Annotated in this window: 14 protein-coding genes; 11 read left to right on the top strand and 3 right to left on the bottom strand. The window is 64.8% G+C overall.

Annotated elements, in window-relative coordinates; genetic code table 11:
* Positions 1-9: 9 nt before the first annotated feature.
* The gene (gene pncA, locus XH93_RS00780; protein ID WP_139860509.1) at positions 10-720 is read right to left on the bottom strand and encodes a bifunctional nicotinamidase/pyrazinamidase; all 711 of its coding nucleotides are present in this window, start codon (positions 718-720) and stop codon (positions 10-12) included.
* Between the two features lie 195 nt (positions 721-915).
* Positions 916-1,851, bottom strand: coding sequence for a hypothetical protein (locus tag XH93_RS00775; protein ID WP_139479617.1), 936 nt, complete (start codon positions 1,849-1,851; stop codon positions 916-918).
* A gap of 580 nt (positions 1,852-2,431) precedes the next feature.
* Between XH93_RS00775 and dnaK the strand changes: the two genes are divergently transcribed.
* The 11 genes from dnaK to XH93_RS00720 all read left to right on the top strand — a co-directional run bounded on the left by dnaK (position 2,432) and on the right by XH93_RS00720 (position 13,445).
* A complete protein-coding gene (gene dnaK / locus XH93_RS00770) occupies positions 2,432-4,333 on the top strand; it encodes a molecular chaperone DnaK (RefSeq protein WP_194472012.1) in 1,902 nt (633 codons plus the stop codon).
* 150 nt (positions 4,334-4,483) lie between these two features.
* Positions 4,484-5,614, top strand: coding sequence for a molecular chaperone DnaJ (gene dnaJ, locus XH93_RS00765; protein ID WP_139479619.1), 1,131 nt, complete (start codon positions 4,484-4,486; stop codon positions 5,612-5,614).
* 95 nt (positions 5,615-5,709) lie between these two features.
* On the top strand, positions 5,710-6,312 hold the full coding sequence (locus XH93_RS00760) for a class I SAM-dependent methyltransferase (protein WP_139856934.1): 603 nt from the start codon (positions 5,710-5,712) through the stop codon (positions 6,310-6,312).
* Positions 6,313-6,362: 50 nt separating this feature from the next.
* Positions 6,363-6,941, top strand: coding sequence for an NADPH-dependent FMN reductase (locus tag XH93_RS00755; protein ID WP_194472011.1), 579 nt, complete (start codon positions 6,363-6,365; stop codon positions 6,939-6,941).
* 6 nt (positions 6,942-6,947) lie between these two features.
* Positions 6,948-7,658 (top strand): orotidine-5'-phosphate decarboxylase, encoded by a 711-nt coding sequence (gene pyrF, locus XH93_RS00750; RefSeq protein WP_194472010.1) that lies wholly within the window; start codon positions 6,948-6,950, stop codon positions 7,656-7,658.
* Between the two features lie 136 nt (positions 7,659-7,794).
* Positions 7,795-8,091: a DUF1330 domain-containing protein gene (locus tag XH93_RS00745; RefSeq protein ID WP_139856937.1), complete on the top strand. Its 297-nt coding sequence runs from the start codon at positions 7,795-7,797 to the stop codon at positions 8,089-8,091.
* A gap of 82 nt (positions 8,092-8,173) precedes the next feature.
* The gene (gene dapB, locus XH93_RS00740) at positions 8,174-8,992 is read left to right on the top strand and encodes a 4-hydroxy-tetrahydrodipicolinate reductase (RefSeq protein WP_194472009.1); all 819 of its coding nucleotides are present in this window, start codon (positions 8,174-8,176) and stop codon (positions 8,990-8,992) included.
* 102 nt (positions 8,993-9,094) lie between these two features.
* A complete protein-coding gene (locus tag XH93_RS00735; protein WP_139479625.1) occupies positions 9,095-9,718 on the top strand; it encodes a 2,3-bisphosphoglycerate-dependent phosphoglycerate mutase in 624 nt (207 codons plus the stop codon).
* Positions 9,719-9,844: 126 nt separating this feature from the next.
* The gene (gene nth / locus XH93_RS00730) at positions 9,845-10,618 is read left to right on the top strand and encodes an endonuclease III (RefSeq protein WP_194474949.1); all 774 of its coding nucleotides are present in this window, start codon (positions 9,845-9,847) and stop codon (positions 10,616-10,618) included.
* 63 nt (positions 10,619-10,681) lie between these two features.
* Complete coding sequence (locus tag XH93_RS00725; protein ID WP_246799457.1) at positions 10,682-11,830, top strand: HlyD family secretion protein; 1,149 nt, start codon at positions 10,682-10,684, stop codon at positions 11,828-11,830.
* On the top strand, positions 11,817-13,445 hold the full coding sequence (locus tag XH93_RS00720) for an MFS transporter (protein ID WP_194472008.1): 1,629 nt from the start codon (positions 11,817-11,819) through the stop codon (positions 13,443-13,445). Before XH93_RS00725 ends, XH93_RS00720 begins: the two co-directional genes overlap by 14 nt.
* Positions 13,446-13,454: 9 nt before the next feature.
* On the opposite strand, the gene XH93_RS00715 is transcribed toward XH93_RS00720, so the two are convergent.
* Complete coding sequence (locus XH93_RS00715; protein WP_139856942.1) at positions 13,455-14,207, bottom strand: sulfate transporter family protein; 753 nt, start codon at positions 14,205-14,207, stop codon at positions 13,455-13,457.
* Positions 14,208-14,241 lie beyond the last annotated feature (34 nt).

Genomic DNA, 14,241 nt, shown 5'->3' with positions numbered 1-14,241 from the left:
CAGCGCGCCCTAGGCAATATCCGACGACTGGATGCGCTTGACCCCGGCCTTGGCCATGTCGGCCCAGGCCTTGGCGAGCGAGCCCTGGGTGTCGATGCCGCGGCAGGCGTCCTCCACCACCGAGGTCTCGAAGCCGGCCTTGCGGGCATCGAGCGCGGTCCAGGCCACGCAGAAATCGGTGGCGAGACCGGCCACGAAGACGCGCTTGACCTTGCGCGCCTTGAGGTAGGCGGCAAGGCCCGTGGTGGTCTTGCCGTCGGCCTCGGTGAAGGCGGAGTAGCTGTCGACGTCCTTGTGAAATCCCTTGCGGATGATCAGCTCGGCCTGCGGGATTGCGAGATCCTTCGACAGCGCGGCGCCGTCGGTGCCCTGCACACAATGGTCGGGCCACAGCACCTGCTTGCCATAGGCGAGGTCGATGGTCTCGAACGGCTTCTTGCCGGAATGGACCGAGGCAAAGGAGATGTGCCCGGGCGTGTGCCAGTCCTGCGTGATCACCACATTGGCAAAGCTCTTGGCGATCCTGTTGATGATCGGCACCACCTGCTCGCCATCCTTCACGGCGAGGCTGCCGCCGGGCAGGAAGCAGTTCTGGACATCGATCACCAGCAGCGCCGAGGCATCGTCCGGCTTGATCGCTGCCGCCCGCAGCCGCCCCGGAACCAGGCTCGCAAGCGCCGCCGCACCGATGCCTGCAACCACCCGCCGTCGATCCAACATCGCGCCCTCCTCGCTCTGCATGAGACTTGCGAGAAGGCTAGTTCCGTTCGCGGAGCTGCGAAAGTGCGATTTTGCGGCGGGCTTTGCGAAACGCTAGAGCTCCGTTCCGACGGAATCGGAACGGAGCTCTAGATTCTTGTTTTGACGCGTTTTCTTCACGCGAACCGGCACCCACTTCGCTAGAAAGCGCTCTCGTCAGCCGCGCGGCTGGATGCCGTCGCGCACGGCGCGGAAGCGCGGGAACGCCTTCTCCCAATCGGTGCGCGGCGAGCTGCCGATGATGCGCATCGACGTCTGCCCGCCGAACCGCAGCCACTGCACGATGGTCACCGGCGTGTTGTCCTTGCCGCTGGTGGCGTCGATCCGGGTCTCGTAGCCGGGCAAGCCGTCGATCCGGATCGGCTCGGACATCGTGATACGTCCGTCGCGCACGCCGGGGATCGTGGTGGCGATCTGCTGGGCGAAGCGGCCGCGGTCATCGGGGGTGGCCGGGGCCGAGCCGACGAGGCCGAGCAGCATGAACGGCTTGCCCTCGAGGCTCTTCTCGTCGCCGTCGGCCAAGAGCAGCGCCGCGCCCGGCGCCAGCATGCGGACCGTCTTGAAGTCGCTGAGCTGCGTGACCTTGAACGGCATCATGCCGAGCTGCTCGTCGACCGGCACCTCGGTGCGGATCGCCGCGGTGGCGAACATCTGCCGCACGGCCTCGTCGGTGTAGATCTTGCCGGCGTTCTCCGGCACCTGCATCGCGACATAGCCGGAGAAGGTCGGGCCCGGCAGGATCATGGAATAGCGCCGCACATTGGTGGCGCCGTCGCGCGCGCTCTCCACAGTGTAATAGGCGAGGCCGGCGGGGGTCTCGAGGCTCTCCGGCTTGATGTTGCCGGTGCCGCCGGGATTGGCCTTGAAGGCGCCGACCACCTCGGCATAGGCGTCGGCGGGCAGATCGGCGATCAGGACCTTGACGCCTTGATCCTCGGTCTCGAAGCCGATGAACGATTTCGCACGGACCAGGCCGACCAGCGGCTTCATCCCGACATGCGCGCCCGGCGGAAACACCACGTCCGCCGCGAACGCAGCGCAGGTGGCGGCAATCAGAAAGGCAACCGCAGCGAGAACTCGAAATGGCGTCATGGGAGGGATCTACCGGGTTTGCTTGAGGCCGCTCGACGGCCCGATGCAGGGCTGGTGGGCCTCATTCAGTCGGCCCGCTTTTAGCGGTTTTGATGGCCCTGCAACAGGGTTGGACCGAGCTTCGTTCCTGCCGCACCGGCCGGATTCATCGGGTTTTCCCCCGGATAGGCCGCCGTTTCCAGTGTTTCCGGCCATTTCCGGGGAAGCGGATCACACGCCCGCCGCGCGCGCCAGCGGCCAAATATCGCGCCCGAATGCGGTGTTCGGCCGGCGAGCGCAGGCTCGTTTGTGAGCGTTCACTCAACAGCGGGGACGCCTCGCGGTGGTCGATCACACCCGCAGCATTGCCGATTTATTAACATGTTGGCAGCTTGAACCGGCGCCGCGCCCGGGCTGACACAATCTTTCAAACGTCAGTCTTTTCAGGCCTCAACGTTGCGTCCAGTCCTTGCGGGCGGGACCCTCTCTCCTATATCAGGCTCACCGTCGCAATATCGCGAGTATGTGAACGTCTGGGGGTTCGGTACGGAGCGCCGTCAGGGCCCAACCAACCTGCCGTAGCAAAGAGGATATGAAAACCATGGGTAAGGTCATTGGGATCGACCTCGGCACCACGAATTCGTGCGTCGCCGTAATGGATGGCAAAAATGCCAAGGTGATCGAGAATGCCGAGGGCATGCGGACGACGCCGTCGATCGTTGCCTTCACAGACGATGGCGAGCGCCTCGTCGGCCAGCCGGCCAAGCGCCAGGCGGTGACCAATCCCGAGCGAACGTTCTTTGCGGTGAAGCGCCTGATCGGCCGCCGCTATGACGACCCGATGGTCGAGAAGGACAAGAAGCTCGTTCCCTACAAGATCGTCAAGGCATCGAACGGCGACGCCTGGGTCGAAGCCGACGGCAAGACCTATTCGCCCTCGCAGGTCTCGGCCTTCATCCTGCAGAAGATGAAGGAGACCGCTGAGGCGCATCTCGGCCAGAAGGTCGATCAGGCCGTCATCACGGTTCCCGCTTATTTCAACGACGCCCAGCGTCAGGCCACCAAGGACGCCGGCAAGATCGCCGGCCTCGAAGTGCTGCGCATCATCAACGAGCCGACCGCGGCCGCGCTCGCCTATGGTCTCGACAAGACCAAGTCCGGCACGATTGCGGTGTACGACCTCGGCGGCGGCACCTTCGATATCTCGATCCTCGAGATCGGCGATGGCGTGTTCGAGGTGAAGTCGACCAACGGCGACACCTTCCTCGGCGGTGAAGACTTCGATATGCGCCTGGTCGGTTATCTGGCCGACGAGTTCCAGAAGGAGCAGGGCATCAACCTGCGCAACGACAAGCTCGCGCTGCAGCGCCTGAAGGAAGCTGCGGAGAAGGCCAAGATCGAGCTGTCGTCGACCACGCAGACCGAGATCAACCTGCCGTTCATCACGGCGGACCAGACCGGTCCGAAGCATCTGACGATGAAGCTGACCCGCGCCAAGTTCGAGGCGCTGGTGGCCGACCTCGTCGAGAAGACCATCGAGCCGTGCCGCAAGGCGCTGAAGGATGCCGGCCTCACCGCCGGCGAGATCGGCGAAGTGGTGCTGGTCGGCGGCATGACCCGCATGCCGAAGATCCAGGAAGTGGTGAAGCAGTTCTTCGGCAAGGAGCCGCACAAGGGCGTCAACCCGGACGAGGTCGTCGCGATTGGTGCTGCGATCCAGGCCGGCGTGCTGCAGGGCGACGTCAAGGACGTGCTGCTGCTCGACGTGACCCCGCTGTCGCTGGGCATCGAGACGCTGGGCGGCGTGTTCACCCGCATCATCGACCGTAACACCACGATCCCGACCAAGAAGAGCCAGGTGTTCTCGACCGCCGAGGACAACCAGAACGCCGTCACCATCCGCGTCTTCCAGGGCGAGCGTGAAATGGCGGCCGACAACAAGATGCTGGGCCAGTTCGACCTGATGGGCATTCCGCCGGCTCCGCGCGGCATGCCGCAGATCGAGGTGACCTTCGACATCGACGCCAACGGCATCGTCAACGTCTCGGCCAAGGACAAGGCGACCGGCAAGGAACAGCAGATCCGGATCCAGGCATCCGGCGGTCTGTCCGAGGCCGACATCGAGAAGATGGTCAAGGACGCTGAGGCCAATGCGGCCGAGGACAAGAAGCGCCGCGAGGCGGTGGACGCCAAGAACCATGCCGACGGCCTGGTCCATTCGACCGAGAAGGCCCTGGCCGAGCACGGTTCGAAGATCGCCGACACCGACCGTCGTGCCATTGAAGACGCCGTCAGCGACCTCAAGGAAGCGCTGAAGGGCGACGACGCCGAGACGATCAAGGCCAAGACCAACACCTTGGCGCAGGCTTCGATGAAGCTCGGCGAGGCCATGTACAAGCAGCAGGCCGAGGCCGACGCGGCCAAGGACGCTGCCAAGGATGACGTCGTCGACGCGGAGTTCACCGAGGTCGACGACGACAAGAACAACAAGAAGTCTGCTTAACAGGCGGGCTGAGATGATGACCCTCACGCCAAAGAGCACGCCAGGCGTCTCGGAGGAGTGGGGGTCATTTTTCGTTAAGGCGATCGCTGCATTTTCCTGATTGGCGCGATCCCTATCGCAATGGCGACGAACTTCGGACGGAATTGAGGGATGTCCACCAAGCGCTGCTATTACGAGACCCTCGAGGTCGATCGAAATGCGGACGAGACCAAGCTGAAAGCGGCTTTCCGCAAGCTCGCCATGAAGTGGCACCCGGACAAGAATCCGGGCGATGCCTCGAGCGAAGTCCGGTTCAAGGAAATCAACGAGGCCTATGAGGTCCTGAAGGACGGCGACAAGCGCGCCGCCTATGACCGCTTCGGCCATGCAGCGTTCGAGCAGGGCATGGGCGGTGGCGGCCCCGGCTTCGGCGCCGGCTTTGCCTCCTCCTTCTCCGATATTTTCGAAGACCTGTTCGGCATGGCCGGGCAGCGCCGCGGCGGCGGCCGCGAGCGCGGCGCCGATCTGCGCTACAACATGGAGATCACGCTCGAGGAAGCCTTCCAGGGCAAGACCGCGCAGATCGAGATCCCGGTCTCGGTCACCTGCGAATCCTGTTCGGGCACCGGCGCCAAGGCCGGCACCAAGCCGAAGACCTGCTCGCATTGCGGCGGCGCCGGCCGCATCCGGCAGGCCCAGGGCTTCTTCACGCTGGAGCGCACCTGCCACGGCTGCCAGGGCCGCGGCCAGATGATCGAGGACGCCTGCACCTCCTGCGCCGGTTCTGGCCGCGTGACGCGCGACCGCACGCTGTCGGTCAATATTCCGCCGGGTGTCGAGGACGGCACCCGCATTCGTCTTGCCGGCGAAGGCGAGGCCGGCGTCCGCGGCGGACCGCCGGGCGACCTCTACATCTTCCTGTCGCTGACCACGCACCAGTTCTTCCAGCGCGACGGCGCCGACCTGCACTGCCGCGTGCCGATCTCGATGGTATCAGCCGCGCTCGGCGGCGAGTTCGAGGTGCCGACCATCGACAAGGGCAAGACCAAGGTGAAGGTGCCGTCCGGCACCCAGTCCGGCCGGCGATTCCGCATCGCATCAAAGGGCATGCCGGTGCTGCGCTCGCGCCAGACCGGCGACATGTACGTCCAGGTCGTGGTCGAAACGCCGCAAAATCTGACCAAGAAGCAGCAAGAATTGCTGATGGAGTTCGAAAAGCTGTCGTCCGGTGCAACCCAGCCGGAGGCCGCGGGTTTCTTCTCTAAGGTCAAGGACTTCTTCGGTAACCGCACCGCCCAGTAGTTGTCGGCATACTTGACCGTAGCGGTTTCGGCCTATACGTCTTTATGACCGTTTTCTGACAACCGCTCGATTGTGCGGTCCCGCCTGGTAGCGACATGCCCTTGCAATCGTCCGTGCGTGCGTCGAAGAAGCCCCTCCGTCTCGACGATGAGGTTCGCTTTCTCCGTTCTTGGATGGAGAAGCCGCTGCACATGGGCGCGGTGATGCCGTCGGGGCGGCTGCTTGCTCGCACCATGGCGCAGTATGTCGACGCTGAAGCGGAAGGGCCGGTCATCGAACTTGGGCCCGGGACCGGGGCGATCACCAACGCCCTGATCGAGCACGGCGTCGATCAGAAGCGGCTCGTCCTGGTCGAATACAATCCCGGCTTCTGCGCGCTGCTGCGCGAGCGCTATCCGCAGGCCAAGGTGGTGCAGGGCGACGCCTATCGGCTGCGCGACACGCTGTGGGAGGTCCTGAAGTCTCCCGCCTCTGCCGTGGTCTCCGGCCTGCCGCTGGTCACCAAGCCGATGCTGACGCGCTTAAAGCTGGTCCGCGATGCCTTCCTGGCGCTCGCGCCCGGCGCGCCGTTCGTGCAGTTCACCTATTCGGTGGTGCCGCCGATCCCGAAGTCGCTGCCGGGGGTGTCCACAGAAGCCTCCGAGCGGATCTGGATGAACCTTCCGCCGGCCCGGGTCTGGGTGTATCGCAAGGGCTGAAACGCGCCTTGCGTCATCGCGCTGGGCGGGTCCCAACCGCGATGTCCTGAATGTCCGCGCTGAAAATCCTCGTCATCCCGGGATCGCTCCGAACCGGCTCGCTCAATGCGAAGCTGGCGGCCGTGCTGGCCGAGGCGCTGGCGCAGCGTGGCGCCGACGTCACCCGCATTTCGCTCGCCGATTTTCCGCTGCCGATCTACGACGGCGACCTGCAGGCCAAATCCGGCGTGCCGCAGCATGCCGTCAATCTGAAGCGAATGATCGGCGCCCATCACGGCGTGCTGATCGTGACGCCGGAATATAATTCCTCGATCCCGGCGCTGGTGAAGAACACCGTCGACTGGGTGAGCCGGGTGCAGGACCCGCACGAGAGCCGCGGCCAAGTGTTCCATGATCGCGCGTTTGCGATCGCGGCGGCATCCGGCAATCGGCTCGGCGGAACGCGCGCGCTGGCGGCGCTGCGCTTGATCCTGACCGCGTGCCGCGCGACCGTGATCCCGAACCAGCTCGCACTGTCATTTGCCGATCAGGCCTATGACGATATGGATCGACTGAAACATCAGGCCGACATCGATGCGATGCAGGCGCTGGTGCGGCAGCTGATCGACCATTCCGAACGCATGATGTGAGGTGACATGCAGCCTGCCCAGATCGCTCCGAGAGACCGGTTGATTGTGGCGCTCGATCTGCCTTCCGTGGCGGCGGCGGAAGCGATGATCGACCGGCTCGGCGACAGCGTCAGCTTCTACAAGATCGGCTATCAGCTTGGCTATGCCGGCGGCCTGCCGCTGGCGAAGCAGCTGGCAGGCCGCGGCAAGAAGGTCTTCCTTGATCTCAAGCTGCACGACATCGGCAACACGGTCGCGCGCGGCGTCGAAAGCGTTGCTGCGCTCGGCGCCACCTTCCTCACCGTGCACGCCTATCCGCAGACCATGAAAGCCGCGGTCGAGGCGCGCGCAGGCACCTCGCTGAAGATCCTCGCAGTCACGGTGCTGACCTCCTACGATGACAACGACCTCCAGGCAGCGGGCTATGGCCTCAAGGTCCCCGATCTGGTCGAAGCCCGCGCCAGGCAGGCGCAAGCGATCGGCGTCGACGGCATCGTCAGCTCGCCCGAGGAGGCCGCCGCAATCCGCAAGATCGTCGGCCACGAGATGAACCTGGTGACGCCGGGCATCCGCCCGGCGGGATCCGCCACCGGCGACCAGAAGCGCATCATGACGCCGGCCCGTGCAATCGCTGCCGGCGCCGACTATCTGGTGGTTGGGCGTCCCGTGGTCGAAGCTGATGATCCGAAGGCCGCCGCCGAGGCCATTCAAGCCGAGATCGCGCAAGCGCTCGGATAGAGCATGATCCGGAAAAGTGTGAAGCGGTTTTCCGAAAAGATCATGCTCAAACAAAAGAGTCTGATTTTGACGCGTTTTCTTCACGCGAACCAGTATCCACTTCGCTTGAAAACGCTTTGAACAAGGGAGAACAGAGATGGCGAAGGGCTACTGGATCGGACGCGTCGACGTGCACAACGAGGAAGGCTACAAGCCGTACATGGCGGCCAACCCGGCCATCTTCCAGAAATTCGGCGGCAAGTTCGTGGTTCGCGGCGGCAAGTTCACCGCGGTCGAGGGCCAGAGCCGTTCCCGCAATGTCGTGATCGAATTCCCGGACTACGAGACCGCGCTGGCCTGTTACAACTCGCCGGAATACCAGGCCAACATCAAGGTGCGGCAGCCGCATTCGATCGCCGATCTGATCATTATTGAAGGTTTCGCCGGCGCTTAGGCCCTCCGATCGGGCGCGCCTTGGTTGCCGGAACAGGCTTCGCCCGCTATAGGGCGGGGAGAGGTGAGCCGAGAGATGAGCCATGGCTGACATGCGTCTGATTGTTGCGGGAGCCGGCGGCCGGATGGGCCGCACGCTGACGCGGGTAATCTCGGAAACTCCGGGGGCGGAGCTGGTCGGCGCGCTGGAAGCGCCGGGCTCCGATCTGCTCGGCAAGGACGCCGGCGTGCTCGCCGGCCTGCCGGCCAACGGTGTCGCGCTGTCGGCCGATCTGTGGACCATGTCGGCCAATGCCGACGGCATCCTGGATTTCACCGTGCCTGCCGCCAGCATCGCCAATGTCGCGATCGCGGCCCAGCGCGGCCTCGTCCATATCATCGGCACCACCGGCATGTCGCCGTCGGACGACGCGGTGATCCGGAGCGTCACCGATCGCGCCATCGTGGTGAAGTCGGGCAATATGAGCCTCGGCGTCAATCTGCTCGCCGCGCTGGTCAAGCGCGTCGCGCAGTCGCTCGACCAGAGTTTTGACATCGAGATTCTGGAGATGCACCACAAGTCCAAGATCGACGCGCCGTCGGGCACCGCGCTGATGCTGGGCGAAGCCGCTGCGGCGGGGCGCAATATCTCCCTGTCGCAACATTCGGCGCGCGGCCGCGACGGTCTGACCGGCGCTCGCCGTCCCGGCGACATCGGCTTTGCCTCGCTGCGCGGCGGCACCGCGGCGGGCGATCACAGCGTGATCTTTGCCGGCCCCTACGAGCGTCTGACGCTGTCGCATCACGCCGAGGACCGCACTCTGTTCGCGCAGGGCGCGCTGAAGGCGGCGCTGTGGGCGCACGGCAAGAAGCCCGGCATGTATTCGATGGCCGATGTGCTCGGGCTGAGCGACCAAGCATGATCCGGAAAAGTGCGAAGCAGTTTTCCGAACAGATCATGCTCAAGCATAGAGCTAAGCGCTCGACCGAAATCTAATCCAGCCTAAACGAAACGGAATCCTGAAATGAGCGATCGACTTCTTGTGCTCGTCCGTCACGGTCAGAGCGATTGGAATCTGAAGAACCTGTTCACCGGGTGGAAAGACCCGGATCTGACCGAGCAGGGCATCGCCGAGGCGAAAGACGCCGGGCGCAAGCTGAAGGCGCAGGGCCTGACGTTCGACGTCGCCTTCACCTCCGTCCTCACGCGTGCCCAGCATACGCTGAAGCTGATGCTCGCCGAGATCGGCCAGACCGGATTGCCGACCACGAACAATCTCGCGCTCAACGAACGCGACTACGGCGACCTCTCCGGCCTCAACAAGGATGATGCCCGCAAGAAGTGGGGCGAGGACCAGGTGCTGATCTGGCGCCGTTCCTATGACGTGCCGCCGCCCGGCGGCGAAAGCCTGAAGGACACGCTGGCGCGCACGCTGCCCTATTACGTGCAGGAAATCCTGCCCGGCGTGCTGCGCGGGCAGCGCACGCTGATCTCCGCCCACGGCAATTCGCTGCGCGCGCTGATCATGGTGCTGGAAAAGCTTTCGCCGGAGCAGATCCTCAAGCGCGAGCTCGCCACCGGCGCGCCGGTGATCTACCGCCTCAACGCCGATTCCACCGTGGCGTCGAAGGTGGATTTGGCGGCGTAAGCGCAAGCGACTCGGACTATTGACCCGTCATCCTGAGGTGCTCGCCGCTTCGGCGAGCCGCTCGCCTCAAGGTCTTGCCCGGGAAAGTCGTTGCCTGCGGTCATGACGTATCAGTATATCCCGTTCATGGCCAAAATCATCCGCTCTCAACGCGCCAGAACATCAAGCGTTCGGTCTGCGTCCAAGAAGAAACCGGCAAAAGCGGCAAGGCCGCTGCCCAAACCTGCGGCAAAGAAGGCGGTCAAGAAAGCAGTCAAGCCGAGGCCGTGGACCGCGGAGGAGATCTATGAGGTCTTCAGCCGGTTCCGCAAAGCCAATCCCGAGCCCAAGGGCGAGCTCGAGCATCTCAACCCCTACACGCTGCTGGTCGCGGTGGTGCTGTCGGCACAGGCGACCGATGCCGGCGTCAACAAGGCGACGCGCGCGCTGTTCGCGGTTGCCGATACGCCGGAGAAGATGATCGCGCTCGGCGAAGACAGCGTGCGCGAATACATCAAGACCATTGGCCTCTATCGCAACAAGGCCAAGAACGTCATCGCGCTCTCCGAGAAGCTGATCGCCGAATTCGGCGGTGAGGTGCCGCGCACCCGCGCTGAGATCGAGTCATTGCCCGGTGCCGGGCGCAAGACCGCGAATGTCGTGCTCAACATGGCGTTCGGCGAGCACACGATGGCGGTCGACACCCATGTGTTTCGCGTCGGCAACCGCACCGGACTAGCACCCGGCAAGACGCCGCTCGAGGTCGAGCTCGGACTGGAGAAGGTGATCCCCACGGAGTTCATGCTGCACGCGCATCATTGGCTGATCCTGCATGGCCGCTATACGTGCCTCGCGCGCGGTCCGCGTTGCGAGGTATGCCTGATCAATGATCTATGCCGGTGGCCGGAGAAGACGGTCTAAGGCATGATCGTCATCATATGCCGGTATGCCTCGCCGGGCGGTTCGTAGCGTGAGGAAAGATTTGTGACAGAGCAGGTTCAAAACAGTCCGCCACCCGCTGGCGCAGCGGCATCTGCTCCGTCGGCGCCGGCTACGCCGCAGGCCGCGCCAAGCAGCATTTTTGGCCGCGTCGCCATTCCGCTGTTTGCCGTGATCGTTGCGCTCGGCTTCGTTGCGGTGGCGACCACGCGTTGGGATGCCTGGGTCGGCAGCGCCACCATCCAGACCACTAACGACGCCTATGTGCGGGCCGAGCTGACGCAGCTCGCGAGCCGCGTGTCCGGCGAAGTGCTCAACGTCGCCGTCTCCGATTTTCAGCGCGTCAAGGCCGGCGATCTCCTGGTGCAGATCGATCCTGCCGACTACCAGGCGCAGGTCGCGCAGGCCGAGGCCGGCGTCGTCGGCGCACAGGCCGTGCTCGACAACCTCAATAACCAGGTCGAGCTGCAATATGCGACGATCGCGCAGGCTGAAGCCTCGCGGTTATCAGCCGAGGCGCAAGAGACACTTGCGCGTCAGGAGGACGAGCGTCAGCAATCGCTGTCGCAAACCGATGCAGGCACGCGGCAGCGGCTCGAGCAGGCGACTGCGGCCTACGCCAAGGCGCAGGCCGACGTGCGCGCGAGCCGCGCGGTGGTCGCCGCACAACGCCACCAGCTCGAGGTTTTGCAGGGCACCAAGAAGCAGCGTGCGGCCGATCTCGACGGCGCCAAGGCTCAGCTCGCGCAGGCCAAGCTCAAGCTTGGATATACCAGGATCGTTGCGCCGTTCGACGGCGTCACCGGCGAGCGGCAGGTGCAGCCGGGCGACTATGTCAACATCGGCACCAATCTGGTCAACGTGGTGCCGCTGCCGAACGTCTATGTGATCGCCAACTACAAGGAAACCCAGCTGACCAACGTCAGGCCGGGCCAGCCGGTGGAGGTGACCGTGGATACATTCTCCGGCCAGAAGCTGCGCGGTACCGTCGAGCGCATCGCGCCGGCCAGCGGCTCGCAATTCGCGCTGCTGCCGCCCGACAACGCCACCGGCAATTTCACCAAGGTGGTGCAGCGCATCCCGGTGCGCATCCAGTTCGACAAGGGCCAGCCGTTGCTTGAACGCCTGCTGCCGGGGATGTCCGTCGTCACCCGCATCAACACCGGCGAGGCGGTCGCCAATGGCGGAAAGTGACGACCGCCGCAGCGGCCCGGTCTCGCAGGGCGGCGTCGCGCGCTATCCGTTGTTCGCGGTCGGCGCCGTGCTGCTCGGCGCCTTCCTGGCCAATTTCGACAGCCGCCTGACCACGGTCGGCCTGCCCGACCTGCGCGGCGCGTTCTCGCTCGGCTTCGACGAGGGCGCCTGGCTCTCGACCGCCGCCATCGGCTCGCAAATCTTCGTCGCGCCCGCGGTGGCCTGGCTTGCCACCGTGTTCGGACTGCGCCGCGTGCTCGGGATCCCGAGCCTGATCTACGCCGTGGTGTCGTTCGTGATTCCGTTCGTGCACGACTACACCACGCTGATCGCGCTCAGCATCGTCCACGGCATGCTGCTCGGCACCTTCGTGCCGGCGACGCTGATGATCATCCTGCGCAATCTGCCGATCCGCTGGTGGCTGCCGGCGATCTCGATCTATTCGATCCGGGTCGGCTTTGCGCTGGATTCGTCGAGCTCGCTGGTCGGCCTCTATGTCGAGCATCTCGGCTGGCCCTGGCTGTACTGGCAGGGCGCGCTGATCGCGCCGCTGATGGGCCTGATGGTCTATCTCGGCACCCCGAACGAGCCGGTGAACCGCGACCTGCTGCGCCACGCCGATTGGGGCGGCATGCTGCTGCTCGGCGCCGGCGTCTCGATGGTCTATGCCGGTCTCGACCAGGGCAACCGGCTCGACTGGCTGGCATCGGGCACGGTGATGGCGCTGTTGATCGGCGGCGGGTTGTTGATCGTCGCCTTCATGATCAACGAGACCTTGGTGCGGCAGCCTTGGGCGCACTTCAACGTGCTGTTCTCGCGCAATATCGGGCTCTCGCTGATCGTGATCCTGCTGTACACGCTGACCAGCCTGTCGAACTCGTCGCTGGTACCGAATTTCCTCGGCACCATCGCCGCGCTGCGGCCGGAACAATCCGGCGTGCTGCTGCTGACCTATGGCGCGCTGCCGATGTTCGTGCTGGTGCCGATCTCGATCTTTCTGCTTCGCCACCTCGATCCGCGCATCGTCGTCGTGCTCGGCTTCTCGGCTTTCGCGGCCGCCAACCTCTGGGGCACGCTGCTCACCCATGTCTGGGCGCGGGAGGACTTTGTCGGCATCGTGCTGCTGATGTCGGTCGGGCAGGCGTTCACGCTGCTGCCGATCATCATCATGGCGCTGTCCAACTCCGACCCGTCGCGCGCAACCGCGTTCGCGGCCTATATCCAGATCAGCCGGCTCGGCGGCGCCGAGATCGGCATCGCGTTGATGGGAACCTGGCTGCGGGTCCGCGAGCAGATCCATTCCAACTATCTCGGCCAGTATGTCCAGCATGGCGATTCCGACGTTCTGCGCCTGCTGCAGCGGATGGCGGAAGACTTTTCCGCGAACGGCGCCGGAGCGGCGATGGGGCGAGCCATGGGAACGCTGGCTGCGCGAGTGCAGCGCGAGGCGAACACGCTGGCCTACATCGACGGCTTCTGGCTGTGCTTCTGGTTCGCGATGCTGGCGCTTTGCCTGGTGGCGCTGATCACGCGCGCGCCGCAAGGTCCGCTGACGCCGGTGCCGCTCAACTTCGTGAAAAATCTGTTCCGGAAGCGCGGCGCGGCCGCGACTTGAGAGGGCGAGCTATCGCATCGAGATTTCCTGACGCCGCGCAGGCTCCAGCAGCTCCGGCCGCGGGCCCGAGAGCCGCTTGTGCATGTGGACCATGAAGGCCATGGCGAACACCGGCGTCGCCAGATTGACGATCGGTATCGAGACGAACGCCGCGATGAACAGGCCGGCGGTGAACACCGTCGCCGCGTTGTCCTTTCGCATCGCCTTGGCGTCCGCCGGCGAGCGGAACCGCATCGCCGCGAGCTCGAAATATTCGCGGCCGAGCAGCCAGGCGGTGGCGAGGAAGAAGATGATGAAGCCGGCGCCGGCGAACAGCACGAAGGGCAGGGCGACCAGGTACACCAGCAGCGTCAGCAGCGCCGTCTTGACGCCCTCGATCGTCGCCACCGTGACCGGCAGCGCAACGCCGGGCCGCTCGGCCGGATAGTGCTCGCGCTCGACATGGTCGGCGACGTCGTCGACGAACAGGCTCGCGATCAGCGAGGTGATCGCGGGCATCAGAAAGATGCCGCCGAGCACGACGCCGAGGCCGGCCGCGATCGAGATGATCCAGGACAGCACGTGCAGCGTGGAGTGGAAGTTGGGGCCGAGCATGCCTTCGGCCCAGACTTCGCCGTAGTCGGCAAACCAGCTCAGCAGCCGCTGCAATCCGATCGCCAGCACGGTGATCAGCACCAGCGCGAGCCCGATCGAGCGCCACAGGATCGAGCGCAGCGGCGGCGACAGGATTTGCGTCAACGCCTTGACGGCGGCGTCCAACATGATCGGGTTACCTCCGCAAAAAGTTCTCGCGAGA

The organism is Bradyrhizobium sp. CCBAU 51753 (assembly GCF_015291565.1).
GTDB classification, from domain to species: Bacteria; Pseudomonadota; Alphaproteobacteria; order Rhizobiales; family Xanthobacteraceae; genus Bradyrhizobium; species Bradyrhizobium ivorense.
Note: the sequence above shows the minus strand (reverse complement) of the source record. Positions and strands in the feature narration are given on the sequence as shown.

Excerpts from the sequence above, each read along its gene's own strand:
- pncA (WP_139860509.1), bottom strand. The coding sequence starts at position 720 with ATGTTGGATCGACGGCGGGTGGTTGCAGGCATCGGTGCGGCGGCGCTT.
- XH93_RS00775 (WP_139479617.1), bottom strand. The coding sequence starts at position 1,851 with ATGACGCCATTTCGAGTTCTCGCTGCGGTTGCCTTTCTGATTGCCGCC.
- dnaK (WP_194472012.1), top strand. The coding sequence starts at position 2,432 with ATGGGTAAGGTCATTGGGATCGACCTCGGCACCACGAATTCGTGCGTC.
- dnaJ (WP_139479619.1), top strand. The coding sequence starts at position 4,484 with ATGTCCACCAAGCGCTGCTATTACGAGACCCTCGAGGTCGATCGAAAT.
- XH93_RS00760 (WP_139856934.1), top strand. The coding sequence starts at position 5,710 with ATGCCCTTGCAATCGTCCGTGCGTGCGTCGAAGAAGCCCCTCCGTCTC.
- XH93_RS00755 (WP_194472011.1), top strand. The coding sequence starts at position 6,363 with ATGTCCGCGCTGAAAATCCTCGTCATCCCGGGATCGCTCCGAACCGGC.
- pyrF (WP_194472010.1), top strand. The coding sequence starts at position 6,948 with ATGCAGCCTGCCCAGATCGCTCCGAGAGACCGGTTGATTGTGGCGCTC.
- XH93_RS00745 (WP_139856937.1), top strand. The coding sequence starts at position 7,795 with ATGGCGAAGGGCTACTGGATCGGACGCGTCGACGTGCACAACGAGGAA.
- dapB (WP_194472009.1), top strand. The coding sequence starts at position 8,174 with ATGGCTGACATGCGTCTGATTGTTGCGGGAGCCGGCGGCCGGATGGGC.
- XH93_RS00735 (WP_139479625.1), top strand. The coding sequence starts at position 9,095 with ATGAGCGATCGACTTCTTGTGCTCGTCCGTCACGGTCAGAGCGATTGG.
- nth (WP_194474949.1), top strand. The coding sequence starts at position 9,845 with ATGGCCAAAATCATCCGCTCTCAACGCGCCAGAACATCAAGCGTTCGG.
- XH93_RS00720 (WP_194472008.1), top strand. The coding sequence starts at position 11,817 with ATGGCGGAAAGTGACGACCGCCGCAGCGGCCCGGTCTCGCAGGGCGGC.
- XH93_RS00715 (WP_139856942.1), bottom strand. The coding sequence starts at position 14,207 with ATGTTGGACGCCGCCGTCAAGGCGTTGACGCAAATCCTGTCGCCGCCG.